At 41.1% G+C, this 21,279-nt stretch carries 26 protein-coding genes; 12 read left to right on the forward strand and 14 right to left on the reverse strand.

Annotated elements, in window-relative coordinates; translation table 11 throughout:
* The 8 genes from Q0X72_RS02145 to Q0X72_RS02180 form a co-directional block, all read left to right on the forward strand.
* A partial coding sequence (locus tag Q0X72_RS02145; protein WP_297761378.1) for an SRPBCC domain-containing protein occupies window positions 1-328 on the forward strand: 328 nt, incomplete at its 5' end.
* A 32-nt stretch (window positions 329-360) separates the two neighbouring features.
* The gene (locus Q0X72_RS02150; protein ID WP_297761381.1) at window positions 361-1,848 is read left to right on the forward strand and encodes a glycoside hydrolase family 30 protein; all 1,488 of its coding nucleotides are present in this window, start codon (window positions 361-363) and stop codon (window positions 1,846-1,848) included.
* A complete protein-coding gene (gene modA / locus Q0X72_RS02155; protein WP_297761384.1) occupies window positions 1,845-2,618 on the forward strand; it encodes a molybdate ABC transporter substrate-binding protein in 774 nt (257 codons plus the stop codon). The genes Q0X72_RS02150 and modA overlap by 4 nt, the downstream gene beginning before the upstream one ends.
* Window positions 2,611-3,015: a TOBE domain-containing protein gene (locus Q0X72_RS02160; RefSeq protein ID WP_297761387.1), complete on the forward strand. Its 405-nt coding sequence runs from the start codon at window positions 2,611-2,613 to the stop codon at window positions 3,013-3,015. Before modA ends, Q0X72_RS02160 begins: the two co-directional genes overlap by 8 nt.
* Window positions 3,012-3,683, forward strand: a complete 672-nt coding sequence (modB, locus tag Q0X72_RS02165) for a molybdate ABC transporter permease subunit (protein ID WP_297761390.1) — start codon at window positions 3,012-3,014, stop codon at window positions 3,681-3,683. The genes Q0X72_RS02160 and modB overlap by 4 nt, the downstream gene beginning before the upstream one ends.
* Complete coding sequence (locus Q0X72_RS02170) at window positions 3,680-4,564, forward strand: ATP-binding cassette domain-containing protein (protein ID WP_297761393.1); 885 nt, start codon at window positions 3,680-3,682, stop codon at window positions 4,562-4,564. Before modB ends, Q0X72_RS02170 begins: the two co-directional genes overlap by 4 nt.
* Window positions 4,565-4,579: 15 nt before the next feature.
* Window positions 4,580-5,140 (forward strand): cysteine hydrolase family protein, encoded by a 561-nt coding sequence (locus Q0X72_RS02175; protein WP_297761396.1) that lies wholly within the window; start codon window positions 4,580-4,582, stop codon window positions 5,138-5,140.
* Window positions 5,141-5,158: 18 nt separating this feature from the next.
* On the forward strand, window positions 5,159-6,556 hold the full coding sequence (locus tag Q0X72_RS02180; protein ID WP_297761400.1) for a TIGR00366 family protein: 1,398 nt from the start codon (window positions 5,159-5,161) through the stop codon (window positions 6,554-6,556).
* Between the two features lie 74 nt (window positions 6,557-6,630).
* On the opposite strand, the gene Q0X72_RS02185 is transcribed toward Q0X72_RS02180, so the two are convergent.
* Entirely contained in the window at window positions 6,631-7,152 is a 522-nt protein-coding gene (locus Q0X72_RS02185; protein ID WP_297761403.1) for a fasciclin domain-containing protein, read from the reverse strand.
* Between the two features lie 120 nt (window positions 7,153-7,272).
* Here Q0X72_RS02185 and Q0X72_RS02190 point away from each other — a divergent pair, with 120 nt between their 5' ends.
* The 3 genes from Q0X72_RS02190 (at window position 7,273) to Q0X72_RS02200 (ending at window position 9,238) form a co-directional block, all read left to right on the forward strand.
* A complete protein-coding gene (locus tag Q0X72_RS02190; protein ID WP_297761406.1) occupies window positions 7,273-7,830 on the forward strand; it encodes an RNA polymerase sigma factor in 558 nt (185 codons plus the stop codon).
* On the forward strand, window positions 7,823-8,611 hold the full coding sequence (locus Q0X72_RS02195) for an anti-sigma factor (RefSeq protein WP_297761409.1): 789 nt from the start codon (window positions 7,823-7,825) through the stop codon (window positions 8,609-8,611). Before Q0X72_RS02190 ends, Q0X72_RS02195 begins: the two co-directional genes overlap by 8 nt.
* 183 nt (window positions 8,612-8,794) lie before the next feature.
* A complete protein-coding gene (locus Q0X72_RS02200; protein WP_297761411.1) occupies window positions 8,795-9,238 on the forward strand; it encodes a hypothetical protein in 444 nt (147 codons plus the stop codon).
* A 121-nt stretch (window positions 9,239-9,359) separates the two neighbouring features.
* Here the strand turns inward: Q0X72_RS02200 and rimO are convergent, their stop codons facing one another.
* A complete protein-coding gene (gene rimO / locus Q0X72_RS02205; RefSeq protein ID WP_297761414.1) occupies window positions 9,360-10,670 on the reverse strand; it encodes a 30S ribosomal protein S12 methylthiotransferase RimO in 1,311 nt (436 codons plus the stop codon).
* A 119-nt stretch (window positions 10,671-10,789) separates the two neighbouring features.
* Here rimO and Q0X72_RS02210 point away from each other — a divergent pair, with 119 nt between their 5' ends.
* Complete coding sequence (locus tag Q0X72_RS02210) at window positions 10,790-11,887, forward strand: serine hydrolase (protein ID WP_297761417.1); 1,098 nt, start codon at window positions 10,790-10,792, stop codon at window positions 11,885-11,887.
* A gap of 14 nt (window positions 11,888-11,901) precedes the next feature.
* Here Q0X72_RS02210 and Q0X72_RS02215 read toward each other — a convergent pair whose 3' ends face one another.
* The 12 genes from Q0X72_RS02215 to recR form a co-directional block, all read right to left on the reverse strand.
* Window positions 11,902-13,596, reverse strand: coding sequence for an amidase family protein (locus Q0X72_RS02215; RefSeq protein WP_297761420.1), 1,695 nt, complete (start codon window positions 13,594-13,596; stop codon window positions 11,902-11,904).
* A complete protein-coding gene (locus tag Q0X72_RS02220) occupies window positions 13,578-14,381 on the reverse strand; it encodes a DUF2911 domain-containing protein (protein ID WP_297761423.1) in 804 nt (267 codons plus the stop codon). Before Q0X72_RS02220 ends, Q0X72_RS02215 begins: the two co-directional genes overlap by 19 nt.
* A 50-nt stretch (window positions 14,382-14,431) precedes the next feature.
* On the reverse strand, window positions 14,432-15,385 hold the full coding sequence (ftsY, locus tag Q0X72_RS02225) for a signal recognition particle-docking protein FtsY (RefSeq protein ID WP_297761426.1): 954 nt from the start codon (window positions 15,383-15,385) through the stop codon (window positions 14,432-14,434).
* Between the two features lie 88 nt (window positions 15,386-15,473).
* Window positions 15,474-15,626, reverse strand: a complete 153-nt coding sequence (locus Q0X72_RS02230; RefSeq protein ID WP_297761429.1) for a DUF4295 domain-containing protein — start codon at window positions 15,624-15,626, stop codon at window positions 15,474-15,476.
* Window positions 15,627-15,632: 6 nt separating this feature from the next.
* Window positions 15,633-15,815: a 50S ribosomal protein L33 gene (gene rpmG / locus Q0X72_RS02235; protein WP_297761432.1), complete on the reverse strand. Its 183-nt coding sequence runs from the start codon at window positions 15,813-15,815 to the stop codon at window positions 15,633-15,635.
* A gap of 19 nt (window positions 15,816-15,834) precedes the next feature.
* Window positions 15,835-16,071, reverse strand: coding sequence for a 50S ribosomal protein L28 (rpmB, locus tag Q0X72_RS02240; RefSeq protein ID WP_297761435.1), 237 nt, complete (start codon window positions 16,069-16,071; stop codon window positions 15,835-15,837).
* A gap of 72 nt (window positions 16,072-16,143) precedes the next feature.
* A complete protein-coding gene (locus Q0X72_RS02245; protein ID WP_297761438.1) occupies window positions 16,144-17,391 on the reverse strand; it encodes a competence/damage-inducible protein A in 1,248 nt (415 codons plus the stop codon).
* Window positions 17,391-17,729: an Hpt domain-containing protein gene (locus Q0X72_RS02250; protein ID WP_297761441.1), complete on the reverse strand. Its 339-nt coding sequence runs from the start codon at window positions 17,727-17,729 to the stop codon at window positions 17,391-17,393. Before Q0X72_RS02250 ends, Q0X72_RS02245 begins: the two co-directional genes overlap by 1 nt.
* Complete coding sequence (locus Q0X72_RS02255) at window positions 17,730-18,341, reverse strand: fumarylacetoacetate hydrolase family protein (protein ID WP_297761444.1); 612 nt, start codon at window positions 18,339-18,341, stop codon at window positions 17,730-17,732. It lies immediately after the preceding gene.
* Between the two features lie 21 nt (window positions 18,342-18,362).
* Complete coding sequence (locus Q0X72_RS02260; RefSeq protein WP_297761447.1) at window positions 18,363-19,136, reverse strand: 3'-5' exonuclease; 774 nt, start codon at window positions 19,134-19,136, stop codon at window positions 18,363-18,365.
* Between the two features lie 54 nt (window positions 19,137-19,190).
* Window positions 19,191-20,549: a dihydrolipoamide acetyltransferase family protein gene (locus tag Q0X72_RS02265; protein WP_297761450.1), complete on the reverse strand. Its 1,359-nt coding sequence runs from the start codon at window positions 20,547-20,549 to the stop codon at window positions 19,191-19,193.
* A gap of 87 nt (window positions 20,550-20,636) precedes the next feature.
* Window positions 20,637-21,257, reverse strand: coding sequence for a recombination mediator RecR (gene recR, locus Q0X72_RS02270; protein ID WP_297761452.1), 621 nt, complete (start codon window positions 21,255-21,257; stop codon window positions 20,637-20,639).
* Window positions 21,258-21,279 lie beyond the last annotated feature (22 nt).

Raw genomic sequence — 21,279 nt, forward strand, 5'->3', positions numbered from 1 at the left:
CTGGAAATGGCATAACTGGGACGGGGAAGAAACAGGCAAGATACTAATGGCCAACGGCACCGATCAGATCGAATTTTCATTTGCAGGTCATTGTAAGGTAACCATTACCTTGCAAGAAGAAAAAAATAATGTACTGGTGATGTTGAAACAAAGCAATATACCGACAGATGAAAAAAATAAAATGAACATTTATGTTGGTTGCAGTAATGGCTGGACCTTCTGGCTTGCGAATCTCAAGGCCTTTTTAGAACACGGTATTTTGTTGAATGAAACAACAATGGATCTAAAAAAGATCCCATTGTCGAGCTTTCAATTTGTAAATATGTGACCTTTAAAATATAATTTATAAATTTTAGTACTATGAAGAAGCTCTGCGCGATCATTATCCTGGTCCTTTTACTAAGTAGCTGTGGAAATGATAAGGAAACAAAAACCCTGGAGCCGGAAACAGTAGAATCTATTTCCAATCCGTATTCCGCAAAGGATAAAAAACTGGAGGTCTACACCACGGCAAGTGAAACTGATTTGCGTCTCAGCAAGACAGAAAATCTATCTTTTGCAGCGGGCAAGCAACCGCTAGAGAATGAAGTTTCCATTTTTGTGAATCCGAACAAAACTTTTCAAAAATTCCTGGGAATTGGTGGGGCTATTACAGATGCCTCCGCCGAGGTTTTTGCAAAATTGCCTGAAGCCCAACAGGAAGAACTCTTGAAAGCTTACTACAGCAAAGAAGAGGGTATTGGATATTCCCTTGCCAGAACAACCATTCACAGCTGTGATTTTAGCAATGGCAGCTATACTTATGTGGAAGAAAATGATAAAACACTGGCTTCTTTTTCAATAGATCATGACCAGCAATTCAGGATCCCTATGATAAAAAAAGCTATCACGGTTGCCGGGGGAGAACTTCTACTATATGCCAGCCCATGGAGTCCTCCTGCCTACATGAAAGACAACAATAATATGTTGCAGGGTGGTACATTACTACCGGAATATTACGACACCTGGGCTCTTTATTACACAAAATTTATAAAGGCCTATGAGGCCGAAGGAATGCCCATATGGGGTATTACCATCCAGAATGAGCCAATGGCCGTACAACGATGGGAATCTTGTATCTATACTGCAGAGGCAGAACGCGATTTTTTAAAGAATCATTTAGGGCCTGCTATGGTAAAAGAAGGTTTGGGGGACAAGAAGATCGTGGTCTGGGATCATAACAGAGACCTAATTACTCACAGGGCAAATACCATTTTTGATGATCCTGATGCAGCAAAGTACGCCTGGGGGATAGGATTTCACTGGTATGAAACCTGGGCGGGCGGTGATCCTATGTTCAATAATTTGGGCGCCATAAAGGAATCTTACCCCGATAAAAACCTGCTTTTTACAGAGGGTTGCGTTGAAGGTTTTAAGGCTGAAAAATATCAGTTTTGGGCTAATGCAGAACGCTATGGTCGTTCTATGATCAATGATTTTAATCAGGGTACTGTAGGTTGGACAGACTGGAATATCTTGTTAGATGAACGTGGCGGCCCCAACCATGTTGGGAATTTTTGTTTTGCTCCTATTCATGGAGATGTAACGGCGGGTTCCCTGATCTATACTCCCTCCTACTATTATATTGGGCACTTTTCAAAATTTGTTAGACCAAATGCGTTGCGGGTAAGCACTGTAAGCAGCAGAAGTGTATTGCTAAGCACTTCATTTATCAACGAGGATTCTTCCCTCATTACTGTAGTGATGAACCCGGGTGATAAGGCAATCTCATACCAGTATTATGTAGGAGCAGAAGCTACCATAATAAAAATACCACCTCATGCAATGCAAACCCTGAGGGTTCTATGAGCAGGAATAAAAGGGTCCTCTTTTATTGTTTAGTTGCTACTATTATTGCATTTGGTTGTAAAAAAACAAAAGAAGATGAGACCATAGTCCGAATGGCAGTTGCTGCAAATATGCAGTATGCAATAAAAGAATTGGCAGATCAGTTTGAGAAAGATACAGGCTATACATGCGAGGTGATCTTAGGTTCTTCCGGAAAGTTATTTGCTCAGATCAAAGAAGGCGCTCCCTATGACCTATTTCTTTCGGCCGATCTAACATATCCTGAAGCACTTCACGCTATTGGCCTAACTTACGAGCTTCCTAAGGTCTATGCCTATGGAACCCTGGTACTTTGGAGCTACACCTCAACATTAAAGCCTTCCCTGGAAGTATTGCAAACCGACAGCGTTGGGCATATCGCCCTGGCCAATCCTAGAACAGCACCTTATGGCAAAGCGGCCATAGAGGTACTAGATTTCTACGGATTAACAACATCTTTGCAAGATAAATTGGTATTTGGTGAAAGTATTGGGCAGACCAACCAATTTATCACCTCGGGAGCTGCAGATATTGGATTTACTTCGCAGTCTGTTGTTGTGAGCCAGGCAATGAACAAGAAAGGTGTATGGATACGGATCAATGAGAAAGCCTATACACCAATGCCACAAGGTGTTGTATTAACTAAAAGTAAAAAGCCGAAAAAGCGAGGAGCTCAGGCCTTTTATGAGTATCTTTTTTCCGGAGAAGGAAAAGACATCCTGCAAAAATTTGGATATTCGGTACATGAATAGATTAGAGGGGCATATTGAGCATCTTGAAGTTTCGGGAGATCTTTCCCTGGTTACGGTGTTATTGTCTGGGGATTTAAGAATAAAGGCAATTGTGATTGATACTCCTAAAAGTGCGCCCTATCTGGAAAAAAATAAAAATGTAGCTATCCTTTTTAAAGAAACAGAAGTTGTGATCGGCAATCACAGCGATCATAAGGTGAGTTTACAAAACAAGATGTTAGGCCCCCTCAAGTCCCTAGAACAAGGCCAATTGCTAAGTTGTCTGACCATACAAACCGAAGCAGGACAAATTCGTTCAACAATTAGTACCGCTGCAGTTTTAGCACTAAAATTAAAGCCTGGTATGCGGATCATGGCCATGGTAAAATTAAATGAAGTAATGTTGTCGCCATTATGAATTGGGAACCACTTCTATTAACTTTTGAACTGGCATTTACCACAACCCTTGCTTTGTTGGTAGTTTCCATACCGCTGGCCTATTGGCTTTCCAAAACCAACTCCAGAATTAAACCCATCATAGAAACCATGGTTAGTATGCCTTTGGTATTACCTCCAACTGTGCTTGGTTTCTATTTTTTAGTGGCCTTTAGTCCTAATAATGCCTTTGGTGAATGGTTAAATTCCTGGTTGGGCCTGCAATTGGTATTTTCATTTGGAGGTCTTGTACTTGCCTCCATGATCTATAGCCTGCCTTTTATGGTGCAGCCAATACAGGCGGGATTGTCATCGCTCCCCTCCTCATTGTCAGAAGCGGCTGCCGTTATGGGGAAATCCCGAAATATTACCTTGTTTAAGGTCTTACTTCCCAATATCAAAAAGTCTCTTTTAACGGGTATCGTTTTGGCCTTTGCCCATACTGTTGGCGAGTTTGGTGTGGTTCTAATGATAGGAGGAAATATTCCGGGTAAAACAAGAGTGGCCTCTATCGCTATCTATGATGAAGTGGAAGCCCTAAACTATGAAGCGGCCAATTTCTATTCCCTGACCTTGTTTGCGATCACTTTTGGGATGTTGCTGCTGGTATACCTTATCAATGGAGGTTATTTAAAACGATTTTGGAAATGATAAACCTTAGCTTTCAAAAACACCTAAAGACCACAGATGGATCTTTCGAGCTCAGCATCGATCTCGATATCCCAAAAGGTACTTTTGTTACTTTATACGGGCCTTCAGGTGCAGGTAAAACCTCGTTTCTAAGGATGCTGGCCGGATTATTAGTCCCGGACAAAGGAAGTATCCTGGTAAATGATATTCCCTGGTATCATACAGAAAGAAAGATCAATATATCACCTCAAAAACGCAATATTGGGTATGTTTTTCAGGATTACGCCTTGTTTCCCAATATGACTGTAAAGGAGAATCTGAAATTTGCACAGAGAAAGGGACAAACAAAGGATCTGATTCCTGAACTTATGGAAGTTATGGAACTATCCACGTTGGAAAATCGTACCCCGGATACGCTTTCCGGTGGTCAGAAACAAAGGGCTGCATTGGCCAGAGCACTCGTACAACAGCCCGATATACTTCTTCTGGACGAACCCCTGGCGGCTTTAGATGCACAAATTAGTACAAAACTGCAGGACTATATCCTGCAAGCGCACAATAATTATGGACTTACTACCATCCTTGTGAGCCATGATCTTGGAGAAATAATGAAGCTTACAGATACCGTGGTTGTAATGGAGCAAGGGAGGATAACCAAAATAGGTATGCCACAGGAAATTTTTATGAACAAGAAATTAAGTGGAAAGTTTCAATTTACGGGAACGGTGTTGTCCATAGAACAACAAGATGTCATTTATATAGTAACCGTCCTTATTTATACTACTATTATTAAGGTAGTAGCCGATGCTTCAGAAATAAAGGATCTCCACAATGGGGATAGTGTTGTAGTGGCATCCAAAGCATTTAATCCTGTGATCTATAAGGTTTCCGAAGGAGCTTAAATAAACAATAAGACTATGACCCTAAGTGATAACCCGGCACTTTTACTTATCGACATTCAAAAAGGGTTGAATGAATTAGCGTATTACGGCGGTAATCGGAATAATCCCCGGGCGGAAGAACGGGCCGCAGAACTACTTGCCTATTGGCGTGCGCATCAACTCCCGGTGATCCATGTGAAACACAATGGAAGTCCGCCATCTCCCCTGGCAAAAGGCACTCCCGGTAATGATTTTAAGGAGATCATAAGGCCCAATAAGGGAGAACCTATATTTGAAAAGGAAGTGAACAGCGCTTTTATTGGAACCGAACTGGATGCGTACCTTAAAAAAGAAGGGATAGGGCAGTTGGTCTTGGTTGGCTTAACAACTGCCCACTGTATTTCGTCCACTGCTCGTATGGCCGGAAATTTTGGGTATGATACCTATATTATTTCAGATGCTACGGCAACTTTTGATACCTTAGGAAACGATGGACGAAGGTATGATGCCTCTCTGGTGCATGACATTTGCCTGGCCACTCTAAAAGATGAATTTGCTGCCATTTTAGATACAGCAAGTTTATTAGATCAGTTATAGACGATAAAAAGAATTCAAATGATCCAAAAATTAGGGAAGAAGTTTACAGATATCTTTCAAAGGAACATGCCCGATGCATTCGTCTTTGCTCTTACCTTAACTCTTATCACCGGCATCCTGGCATTGGTATGGGTAGATGTTACGCCCTTTGAGGTCTTAGAATCGTGGTATGACGGTTTCTGGATGTTGCTTGAGTTTGGTATGCAAATGGTTTTGCTGGTGATCACAGGGTATTCTATAGCCTTATCTCCCGCAGTTAAAAAAGGGATCGACCTCTTAGCGAAAAAGATAAAATCCCCACAACAGGTATATCTTCTGGTAGTTTTTATTGGATCGTTACTTTGCATGATAAGCTGGGGGTGGGTGGTCATAACCGCCGTTCTGGGCAGAGAACTGGCCATCAGGATCAAAGGGATCAATTATCCTTTTCTGATTGCGTGTGTTTATTTTTCACACCTAGGATGGGTCACCGGACTATCAAGCTCAATTCCATTGTTACTAAATACGGAAGGGAACTTTATCATAGAGGCTGGTATTCTGATCACAACTATCCCCACTACTGAAACCCTTGGATCCGGACTGAATATCGCAATTCTCGTAAGTTTTGTCCTAATTGCACCTTTGATCATGCGCTTTCTCCTGCCAAAGACGGATGATATTCAAACTCTGGAGAGCATGTTGGAGCCGGAGACACAACAAGGGTCGGTTACAATCCATGAGGAAGCACGCTTGCTTACATTGCCTTACAGGGCCCTATCGGACCTGATGAACAATAGCAGTCTTCTGCAATATGTTATTGCCGCCCTGGGAGCTATCTACCTTGGATCTCATTTTATAAGCAAAGGATTCGACCTTAATCTGAATATTATGATCTTTTTGTTCCTGATGCTGGGTTTATTGCTGCATCGCACCCCTATGCGCTATGTGATCGCCATGAAAAGGGCCAGTGGAAATGTTTCGGGTATTTTGTTTCAATTTCCTTTTTACGCAGGAATAATGGGCATTATGATCTATACCGGGTTAGGGGAAAAACTTGCCTACTGGTTGGCATCAGTGGCTACTGTAGACAGTATTCCTTTTTTTTCATACCTGGCGGGAGGGGTGGTTAATTTTGCAATTCCTTCTGCAGGAGGTGAGTTTGCGGTTATTGGCCCTACCATTATAAAAGCCGTACAAGAAATTGGTGTGGGTCTTCCACCTCAGGAAATGTCTGCACTTATCTCTCGTACCGCAATGTCTATCGCTTATGGGGAAAGCCTAACCAACCTTATGCAGCCATTTTATTTACTACTGATCATTCCCATTATGGCAGTTGGTATAAAAATACAGGCACGAGATATCATGGGGTACCTGGTGATCCCATTTTTTATACTTTTTATAGTACAGACAGCATTGGTTACCTGGTGGCCGCTTTAACAAATAATGTTTTCAATTACCTAAAATAAAAAAGGCACCGTTTGCACAGTGCCTTTACTTCAACAACCAACCAACTATTGTGGCATAACCACATCTTCGATGATGTGAATCACCCCATTAGAGGCCATTACATCTGTCTTAGCTATTTTGCTGTAATTTCCGTTGGCATCCATTAGATAGATTCCCCCGTCTTTTTTTACTGCCGTTACAGTTCCCCCGTTCAAAGTAGTAAGGGCCGCTTTTCCATTTCCTGCTTCCAAAGCATTCACTACGTCTGTAGCTGTAACTTTGCCGGATACTACATGATAGGTTAAGATAGCGGCTAACTGCTCTTTGTTCTCTGGCATTAATAAGCTATTTAAAGTATTCGCATCAATTTTTGCAAATCCTGCATTAACTGGTGCAAAAACGGTAAAAGGTCCGTCCCCTTGTAAAGCTCCAACCAGGTCTGCTGCTTTTAGAGCAGTAACCAATGTTGAGAAATCGTCTACAGAAACTGCAATGTCTACGATGTCCTGAGAATTGTTTTGAGCATTTACTTTTGGAGTCATTGCCATCAAGGCAATAGCGGAAATAATAAAGATTACTTTTTTCATGATTTGTTTTTTTAGATTTTGTGTTAAACTTCTAATAGTTGCACTATGCATTAGTAAGTACACCAGTACAGACCGTATGGATGACAAAAGCAGATTTTTATCATATCTTTAACACTTGCTATGAATGATGACCACCATATAGAACTCCTCAAAAAAGGTGACAAAAATGCGCTCTATGCCCTGTACGATAAGTACTCAGGGGCTCTCTATGGAGTAGTGATCCGTATGTGCAGGGATAAGGAATTATCAGAAGATCTTCTTCAAGAAATATTTTTGACCATCTGGAAAAAAATTGATCAATACGACGCCTCTAAAGGCAAATTTTACACCTGGGCATATAGAATTGCCAGGAATAAAACCCTGAATGCTTTACGAAAAACAGATACCCTCATCCAAAATGAGGATATGAGTGTATATAAGAATATAAAGGAAGAGGAATTGCCCCAGGAATATGATGAATTGAATGGGGTTCTGAAAAATTTAGAAGATCATCATCAGAAAGTAATAGAGTTGGTGTATTTCAAAGGGTATACCCATAGGGAAGCTCACAAAATGATGGGTGTTCCTTTAGGGACTTTTAAGTCGTATGTAAGGCAGGCACTAGTTCAGCTAAGAACGAATTATCAGCTTCCCCTTGGATTTATCTTGATATGTTTTGAAGTAATTGGATATGGATAGGAAGGACATTTTAGAAAAAGGCCTGTTAACACAATACCTGCTGGGAGAATTAACCCAGGAGGAGGGGTTGTTGTTGGAATCGGAAATCCAAAAAGATAGTGTCTTACAAGAGAAGTTACATCAGCTAGAATCCGATCTTGAAAAAATGGCCATGGAAAATGCCATTTCACCTCCGGAAAGTATACGTGCTTCACTGGTAAGAGCAATAGATAGCGAAGCAAAAGATACTACTATTCCACTTCATCGAGATTCTCCTAAAAACGCCTTTAATCCTATGCGCTTGCTCGTAGCGGCCAGCTTGGCGGCACTATTTGCCTTAACCTCCTTCTTTTTTTACACCCGTTGGCAATCAGCGCAAGAGAATTTTATCCTGGCTCAGCAAGAACAACAACAATTGCAAGAAGAGGTACAAACTCTTTCGAACGAGGTAAAAGTGACCCAGGCCATGGTTAGTGTTTTGAATAGTAAGGATGCCATCCCATTTCTATTAAAAGGAAATCAGTTATCTCCGAAAGCCAGGGCTGTGGCATATGTAAACCATAAAAACAGGTCCGTTTGGGTAAATCCACAAGCGTTACCGAAACTTAAAGAAGAGGAAACATATCAGATGTGGGCCGATGTAGATGGGGAGATGATCAGTATGGGGTTACTACCTACAGATAAAGAGCTCATTGCTCTGACCTATATTGATAAAGCAGCATCATTGAATATTACAATAGAACCCAAAGGAGGTAATGATCATCCCACGGTAGAGCGACTGATCTCCAATGTTTACCTTTAAGTAATGGTATTACAATTAGTTGAATAGATCTCCAATTACTTAAGTCATTTAAATCCTGTGTAAAAAAATAAAAAATATTTCAAGAATTTTTCCGTTAAAATTGTTCTATACATATAATCTTAAAAAATTATTACTATGTATTTTCAAAATTTGACAAGAAAAAACAATTTCAAAACACTGTGCATGTTCTTACTGTTACCCGCTATGGTTTTAGTAACATCCTGTAGTAAAGATGATGATGCCTTTGTTAGGGTAACCGTTAATGGAACCCAGCTAAGAACTGATCCTTCAGATTTTACTGTTGGGGACCGGTCGGATTTCAATGGGGATATTGATGCGAGCTTTACCGGAAACGGAGGTACTGCTACCCGTATTTTTAGCTGGAATAACAACCTGAGTACCGCAGACTACAATGCCGATATTACAGCTACCACAGAAGGGAGCTTCCGGATGATCGTAGAGGATTCCGAAGGAATAGTGGTTTTGGACAGGTCTATCCAGGGAGGTACAGAACCTGATAGCATTGATGGTGTTACCTCTGCCGGAACTTCCGGTATATGGACCGTGACCATCGAAGTGACCAACTTTATAGGAGATGGCAGTTTTTCCTTGAGTGAAGGAAATTAATGTAATATATATATAACAAATAAAAAGCGCTGTAGGATCATTCCTTCAGCGCTTTTTATTTACCATTTACTCCAACGTGTAAACTATAAAAACGCTGTGTGTCCTGTAGTGGGTTTACTTACTACTCTGCTCTCTCCGGTATTCCATACAGATCAAAATCCGCAGCATCTGTGATGGTTATAGAAGTAAAATCGCCTTGTTTTATGTAATATTTAGAGGCATCAATAAGTACTTCATTATCCACATCGGGGGAGTCGAATTCTGTTCGTCCTACGAAATAATTTCCTTCCTTACGGTCAATGATACAACGAAAGGTCTTTCCGATCTTTTGCTGATTCAATTCCCAGGAGATCTGTGACTGAAGCTCCATGATCTCATTGGCCCGTTGCTGCTTAACATCCTCAGGAACATCATCCTCAAGTGCAAAGGCATGCGTATTTTCTTCATGGCTGTATGTAAAACATCCCAAACGTTCAAATCGCATCTCCGCAACCCAGGACTTTAATGTTTGATAATCTTCTTCTGTCTCACCGGGATACCCAACAATCAAGGTAGTTCGGATGGTCATGTTTGGAACTGCCTTTCTGAAATCTTCCAGTAACCTGGTTGTTTTTTGTTTGGTGGTCCCTCTGCGCATACTTTTAAGGATAGGATCAGAAATATGCTGTAAGGGGATGTCTATGTAGTTGCAGACCTTGGGTTCTTGCCGCATTACTTCCAGCACATCCATAGGAAACCCTGTGGGAAATGCATAATGCAGGCGGATCCACTCAATGCCTTCTACATTCACCAGCGCCTTGAGCAATTCTGCTAAATTCCGTTTTTTATAAAGATCCAGGCCATAATAGGTCAGATCCTGGGCAATAAGAACTAGCTCTTTTACACCTTTAGCCGCCAATTTTTCTGCCTCTATGACCAATTCTTCAATGGGCTTACTTCGGTGTTTCCCACGCATCAGAGGAATAGCACAAAAAGAACAAGGCCTGTCACACCCCTCAGCGATCTTGAGATACGCATAGTTCTTAGGGGTTGTAGTTAAACGCTCCCCCAGCAGCTCATGTTTATAGTCTGCTTCCAGGGCCTTTAATAGATTTGGTAGATCGCTGGTGCCGAAATACGCATCCACATTGGGGATCTCCTTTTGCAGATCTGGCTTATAACGTTCGCTTAGGCACCCGGTGACAAACACCTTATCTACAATGCCTGCTTCTTTTTGCTGTACGTATTCCAGTATAGTATTTACACTCTCCTCCTTGGCATTGGCAATAAAACCACAGGTATTGATCACTACAATATTGCCATCTTCTTCGTGCACCACCTCTTTGTCATTGGCACGCAGTTGTCCCATGAGTACTTCAGAATCGTACACATTCTTGGAACACCCGAGGGTTACCACATTTATCCTGTTCTTTTTTAGCGTTTTAGTTCGCATTCATTATAATTGAGGTGCAAAAATACGGTAAGGAAAACCATATTTTCCTGCTTTACACGATTTCTTTTCTTTTTTCGTTAAACCTAAAGTGAGATTATTGATCTAAAGCTTAGGCAATTATGATAAGGCAAACATTCTACCTTCCGTTATTTCTGTTCGTACTACTAATGGTAGCATGCTCTTCAAATGATGACAGTGAGGATCCCATTCTAGATGATCCTTCTCCTGCGCTATATTTCCCGCCCTTAACTTCTTCTGCCTGGGAGACCGTTTCACCCGAAGAACTTGGCTGGAATGACGATGCTACTCCTAATCTTAATGCGCTACTGGAAGAAAAAGGAACCAAGGCCTTTATAATCCTTAAAAATGGGAAGATAGCCATGGAAACCTATTTTGGATCCTTTACCCGCGACAGCATTTGGTATTGGGCCTCGGCAGGAAAAACTTTAACCGCCTTTACTGTGGGTATAGCTCAGGAAAATAACCTCCTTAGTATAGATGATCCCAGTTCACAATACCTTGGCGAAGGATGGACCTCCGCTGAACCGGAAAAGGAAAATGCCATAACCGTTCGGAATCAACTTACGATGACCTCCGGTTTAAACGATCTTTTCTTTGATTGTGTAACCCCGGACTGCCTCCGGTATACTGCTGATGCCGGAACACGCTGGGCATATCACAACGGGCCTTATACCTTGTTGGAAAGTGTTGTAAGCGCTGCAGCAGGAACTACCTTTTCCTCGTATTTTAATACCGAACTACGTGATAAAATAGGAATGAACGGATTTTGGCTTAGCACCAACGGCAAAAACAATGTCTATTTCAGTAATACCAGAAGTATGGCGCGTTTTGGATTATTAAACCTTAATATGGGCGTCTGGGAAAATACAGTAATACTTGGAGATATGGACTTTATAACCTCTATGAGCACCACCTCCCAGAATCTAAACCTATCTTATGGGTATTTATGGTGGTTAAATGGTAAAGGCAGTTATATGGTTCCCGGTTCACAAACACAATTCAATGGGCTCCTTATTCCAAATGCCCCTCCTGACACCTATGCCGGACTAGGGAAAAATGACCAAAAACTATATATTGTTCCAGACCAGGGGTTGGTAATAGTCAGAATGGGCGAAGATGCCGGTGAAGATCAGGCAGGTCCTTCCAGTTTTGACAATGAACTTTGGGGAGTTCTGCGGGATCTAATTGGATATTAATTCAATAGGCTATTCTATCGATACCCGTCCGGAATTTCTCGCACCCTATTGATCTTTTCATAGGCAGCGCCCAATTGCAATAGTTTTGCTTCCTCAAACTGTTTCCCAATAAAGGTAAGACTAATGGGTTCTCCATCTGATTTATACCCCATTGGAATGGTCAATGCCGGATATTTAGCAACTGCGGCATAGGCCGCATGGTAATTATTGATAGACAGTATGGCATCTAATTGATTGCTGTCTATAGCCTCATTAAAAAAGTTTCTTGTCTGAGCTTCTAAACTGCTTTTTATGATCGATAATTGCTCCATTGAGGTGGTATCCGAAACAACGTTATTAAACCTACCCTGTCCGTAGGGAATACGAACTAAGCTATCCTGCAGGTTGTATTCCATGATATCGGCAACTCCTTTCACTGTTATCTCCTTCTTATTCTCTACATGTTTGGAAATATATGCGGGCAGATCTACCTTCATATCCAGGTTAAGGATACTGATAAAGCCATCAAGAGGCGTAGCAGGTGGTTCTATCACAACTATTTCTGCACCTGCTGCTTGCATTTTATCAAGTGTCAATTTGTAAATGCTATCGCGTTCCAATAAATTGGAAAAAGCTCCAAATCTCTTACCCTTAATCTCCGAGGATGATGAGTTTTGCAACCAGTTCTTTCCAAAGTCTTTATGAACAGAACTTATATCTTCGGAATCTTTACCCATTAATGCATCCAATACAATCGCATTATCGGTCACATTTCGCGTCATTGGTCCGGGCGTATCCAGCGTACTTGAAATAGGTACTATGCCGGTTCTGCTCAACAGACCTATAGTTGGTTTAAGTCCCACTACAGAGTTTTGACTCGATGGTGATAGAATAGAACCTGAAGTTTCTGTACCAACAGCTGCCACCGCATAATTGGCGGCCATGGAGGTGCCACTTCCTGCGCTAGAACCACCAGTTTCAAAGATCTTACGTCCATAAGGATTCAATGTTTGTCCGCCAAAGGCACTATAGCCTACCGGGCAGCCATCGCAGAGGTAATAGGCCCATTCACTAAGATTAACCTTTCCCAGAATAAGCGCACCGTTTGCCTTGAGTTGTTCTACAATAAAAGCATCATCTGTATTATTTTCAGTGAATACCAGTGCTCCTGCCGTAGTATTCATTCCCTTTGTATTTATGTTATCCTTTAAAAGTATGGGCATTCCATAAATAGGGTGGTGACCTTCTTTTCTTTCCTTATCCATTTTACGCGCCTCATTTACCACTTCTTTATTCAGAGCTATGATAGTGTTTAAGGTAGTTTCATTATCCAATTCATATTTGTAGATCCTGTATAAATAAAACAAGACCAGTTCCTCATATGTTAATTTACCCTCTTGAACAAAGGCCTGTATATTGGGGATATCCTGCTCAAGGATCATTGGTTTTAATCGCTCATACTCCTCCTCTGAAACTTGAGAAACTTCATGATATAAGGGTCTGAAAATTTCATTTTTATCAAGGACTTTAGATTGTATCAACTTATAGCGCATACGTGTTTTTGCATGCTCTTTATTGGCCACCACCTCCGCAGAATCATTGTAGGGAGTCCATAAGACAACGTTTTCATCTACAGTTGACCCATTTTTGCAACCTCCCATCCATAGGAGAGAAATAACTAAGGTCATTAAAACAGTGATACTTCGGGGCATTATTTCAATTTTTTCCATCTAGCAATATTTTCTTGATTCATACGAACAAATTCATCCTTCCCTTCTGCCTGAGCCAGGACCAAGGAGCGTTGAGCCGATTTAATAGCTCCCTGATAATTTTTCAAGGAAGCCTCTACCAGCGATTTAACCCTGTAAAAATAATAGGTATCTCCTCCAATAACTATTGCCTTTTCCAAGTAGTGTAGTGCCCTGGTATATTCTATTTCTTCTTCCTGAAGGTATCTTGCGGCTTCGTAATAGGTTTGTGCGCTGGGATTACCATCAAGGCTTTTCTCAATAGCATGCATCATCTCTTTTTGTGTATTAATTACCAAGGGGATAGAGACAGTGGTATTGCCCCATTTCCATTGCATTATGGCACCGTTATGAGAAATAGAATCGAATGAAATTAAGAAGTTCTCCTGCCATTCTGAATTTTCTTCAGGTTCTATATGCACCCTAAAAGCATCTTCTGAAGGATCATAAGCGGTGCGGCCGTCGCCCCAATGAGATGTATTCTTATGAAATACAACTTCCCACGAAAATTCTTCCGGAAAGGCGTAAAGTGCATAGGTTCCCGGTAGCAAGGTATTTCCCAGGACCTCAATTTCACTATTTACGGTAAATTTCGTGGATTCATTTGCTCCAACTCGCCAGATACGGCCGTAAGGAACAAGCCTGCCGAATATCTGTCTGCCTCTAGCAGCCGGGCGCGAATACTCAATTAAAATGGTAGTTAATCCTATATCTTGTGTAATTTTTGAGAAAGGACTGGCCTTTGGGTGAATAAGCTGACTCTGCACTGTAAGGGACAGTAGGAATATAAAAAAATACGGTATGATCTTTAATGTCCTCAACTGAAGAAGGAATCAACAAATTCGTACTTATTAAACACCTGTAGATCTTCAATTTTCTCCCCTACTCCTATATATTTCACCGGGATTTGGAACTGATCCGAAATACCGATAACCACACCTCCTTTTGCTGTTCCATCTAGCTTTGTCACCGCCAGAGAAGTTACTTCTGTAGCCTTGGTGAACTGTTTAGCCTGTTCAAAGGCATTCTGGCCGGTAGAGCCATCGAGAACCAGCAGTACCTCATGAGGAGCGTCAGGAACTACTTTCTGCATTACCCGTTTTACTTTGCTCAACTCATTCATTAAATTAACCTTGTTGTGTAGTCGTCCGGCAGTATCAATAAGCACCACATCGGCATTCTGTGTTAAAGAAGCACTAAGCGTATCGAATGCCACCGAAGCAGGATCACTACCCATCTTTTGTTTAATGATAGGAACATCTACCCGGTCTGCCCAAACCTGCAACTGATCGATGGCTGCAGCGCGAAAAGTGTCTGCTGCACCTAAGATGACGGAATATCCATTATTTTTTAATTGATGTGCTAATTTCCCGATAGTGGTGGTCTTTCCAACACCATTGACCCCAACAACCATGATGACATATGGTTTTTTGTCTTTTGGAATATCAAAATCTGTAGCCTCCCCTACATGCGTCTCTGATAGTAGCCCAGCAATTTCCTCCCTTAGAATTACATTGAGTTCATCTGTACCAAGGTATTTGTCTTCTGAGACCCTTTTTTCTATACGTTCAATGATCTTAAGTGTTGTTTCCACACCTACATCGGAGGTAACCAAGACTTCCTCCAGGTTATCCAGGACGTCATCATCTACTTTCGATTTTCCCGCAACGGCCTTACCTAATTTTGAAAAAAAACTGGTTTTCGATTTCTCAAGACCCTTGTCCAGGCTCTCTTTTTTTTCGGAAGAAAATATTTTCTTAAAGATACTCATGGGTGGCGTTTGCTTGGCGGCTCAAATATAAGAAATAAAAAAAGCCGCTATCCTGGGATAGCAGCTTATTTATTATGAATAATGGTTGCTATTTTTTAGCTAACCATTCGTTTACCATTTCCGGTGACATTACTGATTCAACAAAGGTATAAGCACCACTTTTAGGTGATTTTACCATTTTGATAGCTTTAGTTAGTCTTTTTGAACTTCCCTGGAGGGTTGCTACGGTCTTCTTTGCCATGATGTATTACTTTATCTCTTTATGAACAGTCATTCTTTTCAGGATGGGATTAAATTTCTTAATCTCCAACCTATCGGGCGTATTCTTTTTGTTCTTGGTGGTTATGTACCTGGAAGTACCTTGCATACCAGATTCTTTGTGCTCTGTGCATTCCAAAATTACCTGAACCCTATTTCCTTTTTTTGCCATGATGTATTATTTATTTGGCTTACTTCAGTATTCCATTCTTACGTGCCTCTTTCAACACCGCAGAAATTCCTTTTTTGTGGATACTTTTAAGAGCCCTTGCAGAAACTTTCAATGTAATCCAACGATCTTCCTCAGGAATATAAAACCTCTTCTTAGAAAGATTTACGTCAAATCTCCTTCTCGTTTTATTCATCGAAAAGGAAACGTTATTTCCGAACATCGCCCTCTTTCCAGTAATTTCGCAAACTTTAGACATGGTGCTCTTATTTACTTTGTTTTAAACAGGATGCAAATTTACGTCATTTTAACGGAAGCACAAAAATCTTTTTTAGAATTTTAAAATTTCTTTCTGCAACATTTCCAAGGCCTTATGAACCCCTTTTTGTACGATCCTTGTGCGGTGGTTTCCCATGGAAAACTCCTGTACTTGCACCCCTTTTTCAGAGGCTATGGCTATATATACTGTTCCAATTGGTGCCTCAGAATCGCCTTTAGTTGGACCGGCATTTCCTGTTGTGGCCACTCCAAAATCTGCCTTCATCATTTCCCGTATATTATTGGCCATGGCAGCTGCAACTTCTGCGCTTACCACGGAATGCTTTTTAATTAATTTCTCAGGGACCTTTAGAACGTCAACTTTGGTCCTGGTAGCGTAGCATACCAAACTCCCAACAAAATAGGCAGAAGCTCCCGGAACGGAAGTGATCTGTTCAGCGATCTTGCCCCCTGTAAAACTCTCTGCTGTGGCCATCGTGAGTTTTTTTGCTGTTAGGAATTTTCCAACAACCGCTTCTATGGTTCCTTCTTCCTCTTCTCCTGTGATAATATCTCCTATGAGTTCATAAAGTTCTGAAGAAACGGCTTTGATCCCATTTTCGAGCACTTCCTTCTCTACTCCTTTTGCAGTAAGGCGTAACCTCACCTTTCCCAGATTTGGCAAATAAGCTAGTTTTATAAAGCTCGGCAAACTATCTTCCACGGTGGCAATGCGTTCTGCGATGGCACTCTCCCCTAACCCATATGTCATTATGGTCTTATGAATAATAAAGGGTCTTTTATATTTCTTTACGAGTTTTGGAAGTACCTGCTTCGCCATCAGATCTTTCATTTCATAAGGAACGCCGGGCATGGATATAAAGACACTGTCATCTTCTTCCATCCACATTCCGGGTGCAGTTCCAAAATTATTGTGCAAAATATGGGCTTTGGAAGGAACAAGGGCCTGATCTCTGTTGATGTCTGAAATTGGCGTTGATATGTACTTTTTAAAAAGCGTTTCTATATGTGCTAGCACCTCGCCATTCTGGATGAGGGTATCATTAAAGAATTCACAAAATGTATGTTTGGTGATATCGTCCTTGGTAGGACCAAGACCCCCTGTGATAAAAACGATCTGGGCCCTGGACCGCGCCTCTTTCAAGGCATCCAGAATATGAGCCTTGTCATCTTGAACAGAAGTAATCTGGTATACAGAAATTCCTATTTTATTGAGTTCATTTGCAATAAAAGCGGAATTGGTATCTATGATCTGACCAATGAGGATCTCATCGCCAATAGTAATAATTTCAGCAAACATTAAACGTCAAAATCTTTTCCAAGTTCCGAAATGACCTGAAGGATATCTTGTTTTAATACCGGGAATTTGGTTTCTATCTGGTCTTTGTTCTCAGCACTTTTTCCAAGTGTTTCAATTTCCAATGCAATGGCCCGGGTTTGTTCCATCCCAAGCAGGTCTACATTAGGCTTTATTTTATGAGCAAGCTGATATACATTTTCGTAATTTCCTTCCTCAATGGCCTTTTCAAGATCTTCAAGATCCTGTGGAACTTCTTCCAGGAATACGGTAATCACCGATAGTACGAAGTCTTCGTCACCATCTGCCATCTCATTTAATTTATCAAGACTATAGATCATCTATTTAATTTTTAAGCGCAATAATTCTTTCCCTTCCAAACTTCCCGAAAGGTAGTCATTTGGACTTACTCTGCCAACACCCGCCGGGGTACCTGTAAAGAGTACATCCCCTTTTTTTAAAGTAAAGAATTTGGACACATACCCAATAAGTTCGTCAATCGTCCAAAGCATTTGTGCCGTATCACCATTCTGAACCAGCTCATCGTTTTTGGTTAAGGTAAAATGGAGGTTCTTTAAGTCCTTGAAATCTGCTTTTGGAACCCATTTACCAATAACTGCTGCGCCATCAAATCCTTTAGCCTTTTCCCAGGGCAGTCCTTTCTCTTTTAACTGAGCCTGAAGGTCCCTGGCAGTAAAATCAATTCCCAGACCTATTTCATCGTAATATTTGTGGGCAAACTTTGGATCAATGTGCTTACCCACTTTTTTGATCTTTACCAGAACTTCAACTTCATAATGGATATCCTGTGAGAATTCCGGAATATAAAAATCCTGATCTTTTGGCAACACAGCAGAATCTGGCTTGATAAAAACGACCGGGTCTGTTGGCCGTTCATTAGACAATTCCTTTATATGCTCTGCATAATTGCGTCCAATACAGATAATTTTCATTGCCTATACGCTTAATTTCTATTAAAGTTTGTTATTGAGCTTGCTCAATTTTATTTGTGTGAGGACCTTTTTGGTATACAAGGGGAAATCGGCATTCAGTATCCAACCAAAATAACCCGGCTCCTCCTCTAAAACAAGTCTCACCTTTTTTCCTTTATGTTTCCCAAAGGTGAAGATCTCCTCCTCATCTTCATCCAAGCCAATAAAGCCAGCAAAATCTACGCTCCGTTTGTGTGTAGAAAATGCAGCAAGTTTTTTTATGTTGTTTTCCAGTTCCGGATAACGTTCTAACTGAGATAGCAACACTTCATAGGTGGCTTCAGTATCTGCCTTGGCACTGTGTGCATCGGTCAGATCTTTATCACAATAGAATTTGTATGCTGCAGAGAGAGTTCGCTGTTCCATTTTATGGAAAATAGTCTGAACATCTACAGATACCATACTCTTCATATCAAAATCAATATCGGCTCTTAGCATTTCTTCGGCTAGGAGAGGAATATCAAAACGGTCAGAATTAAATCCTGCCAGATCACTATCTTTTATAAACTGATAGATCTCTTTGGACAAGGCCTTGAAAGTTGGTTCGTTAGCCACCTTTTCGTTTGAAATACCATGTATAGCCACTACTACTGCAGGGATCTCACATTCCGGATTTACTAGCCAGGTACGGTGTTCCTTTTCCCCATTGGGCGATATTTTAAGGATAGATATTTCTACGATCCTGTCTTTTGCCACGTTAGTGCCTGTAGTTTCAAGATCGAAGAAGCAAATAGGTTTGCTAAGGTTTAATTCCATTTTATTAAATTATATACCGCAGGTGAGATAAATAAGAGGCCTTGTTTATATGAACTAAATATCCCGGTTGATGTCCCAGTTCTCGAGATAATCGGCTACTGCTTTTACAAACATGCCTCCCAACGCCCCATTTACTACCCGGTGATCATAGCTATGCGAAAGAAACATTTTACTGCGAATCCCTATAAAATCGCCTTCAGCTGTCTCAATAACGGCAGGTACTTTGCGTATGGCTCCCAGTGCCAGGATCGCAACTTGCGGCTGATTAATGATAGGAGTACCAAAAACACTTCCAAAGGTTCCAACGTTTGTCACCGTATAGGTCCCTTCTTTAATTTCATCGGGTTTTAGGGCATTGTTGCGTGATCTATTGGCAAGATCGTTTACAACTTTGGCCATACCTACCAAATTCAACTGGTCTGCATTCTTAATGACAGGCACAATAAGATTTCCATCGGGAAGGGCAGCAGCCATCCCAATATTGATGTTCTTCTTTTTAATTACGGTATCGCCCTCAACGGAAATATTCACCATTGGGAATTTCTTTAAGGCCTTGGCCACCGCTTCAATAAAAATAGGTGTAAAAGTGAGCTTCTCCCCTTCCCGTTTCTCAAAAACATCCTTTATTTTATTTCTCCAGCTAACCACTTTGGTCACATCTACTTCAATAAAACTCTGAACATGTGCCGAGGTTGCAATACTATTAGTCATATGTTGAGCAACAAGCTTGCCCATACGGGTCATTGGGATTACCTCATCCCCAGTGACTGACTGAGCAGTGGTAACTTTATGAGGAGTTTCTGTGAGTTGTGGAGCAGAAGGTATAGCGGTTTCCTTTTCCTCAATGACCGGGGTTGTAATGGGTTGTTTTACAGCACCTCCATTACGTCTGTTTTCCAGATACGCCAGAATATCATTCTTGGTAACTCTGCCTTCAAGGCCAGAGCCTGCAATAGATTCTAGTTCCTCAAAGGGTATCTGTTCTTGTTTGGCAATGTTTTTAACCAGTGGGGAATAAAAACGTTCTGATGCCCCGTAATCTGCAACGGGTGCCGCAACCGTTTCTTTGGCGCTTACCATTTGCTTTTCAATGGTGGACAATGCAGCTTCGGGAACAACCTCATCTGTTTGCTTTACCTCCACAACGGGTTCCGGAGAAGAAGATTCAGTTCCCTCAACCTCAATAACGGCTACTGTCTGTCCCACTTTAATGACATCGTCTACTTCAAAAAGTCTTTCTAACAGAACACCTTCCACCTCACTTGGCACTTCAGAATCTACTTTATCGGTCGCAATCTCAAAAACTGCCTCATCCAATTCAATAGTATCTCCTACTTCCTTAAGCCAAGAAGTTAAGGTCGCTTCCGCAACGCTTTCACCCATCTGAGGTAATTTCAATTCAAACTTTGACATATTCTTATTAACCGCCTTATTAAGTACTATATTTTTGCAAAAATACTAAATTTATGGACTATTTTTTAAATTTTCCATACAGTTCTATCATTGTGCCTTTAGGGAATTCTCAAAGGGGATCCTATTGATGATGCTTCGCCCAAGGGTAATCTCATCAGCATATTCCAACTCATCTCCAACTGAAATTCCTCTTGCAATGGTTGAGGTATTTACCTCCAGGTCCTGTATTTGTTTAAAAATATAAAAATTCGTGGTGTCGCCTTCCATAGTTGAACTCATAGCAAAGATAAGCTCCTTGATGGTACCGCTTTTAACTTTTTCAACCAGTGAATTAATGCTAAGATCTTGTGGGCCAATTCCTTCCATAGGTGAGATCTTCCCTCCCAGCACATGATACAACCCATTGTATTGACTCGTATTCTCAATGGCCATAACATCGCGAATGTCCTCAACCACACAAACCAAACTTGTATCTCTTTTAGGATTCGCACAGATCTCACAAAGGGCAACATCTGAGATATTATGACAATTGCTGCAGAATTTTATTTGGTTGCGCAAAGATTCTAAGGAGCGTGCCAATCTATCTGTCTGAGAAGCAGGTTGCTTCAAAAGATGCAGTACCAATCTCAAGGCCGTTCTTTTCCCTATCCCAGGTAATTGAGACATTTCGTATACTGCGTTTTCCAGAAGCTTTGAAGAAAATTCCATACGGGCAAAATTACGTACTATT

Source organism: uncultured Muriicola sp., assembly GCF_947258935.1.
Taxonomy (GTDB): Bacteria; Bacteroidota; Bacteroidia; order Flavobacteriales; family Flavobacteriaceae; genus Muriicola.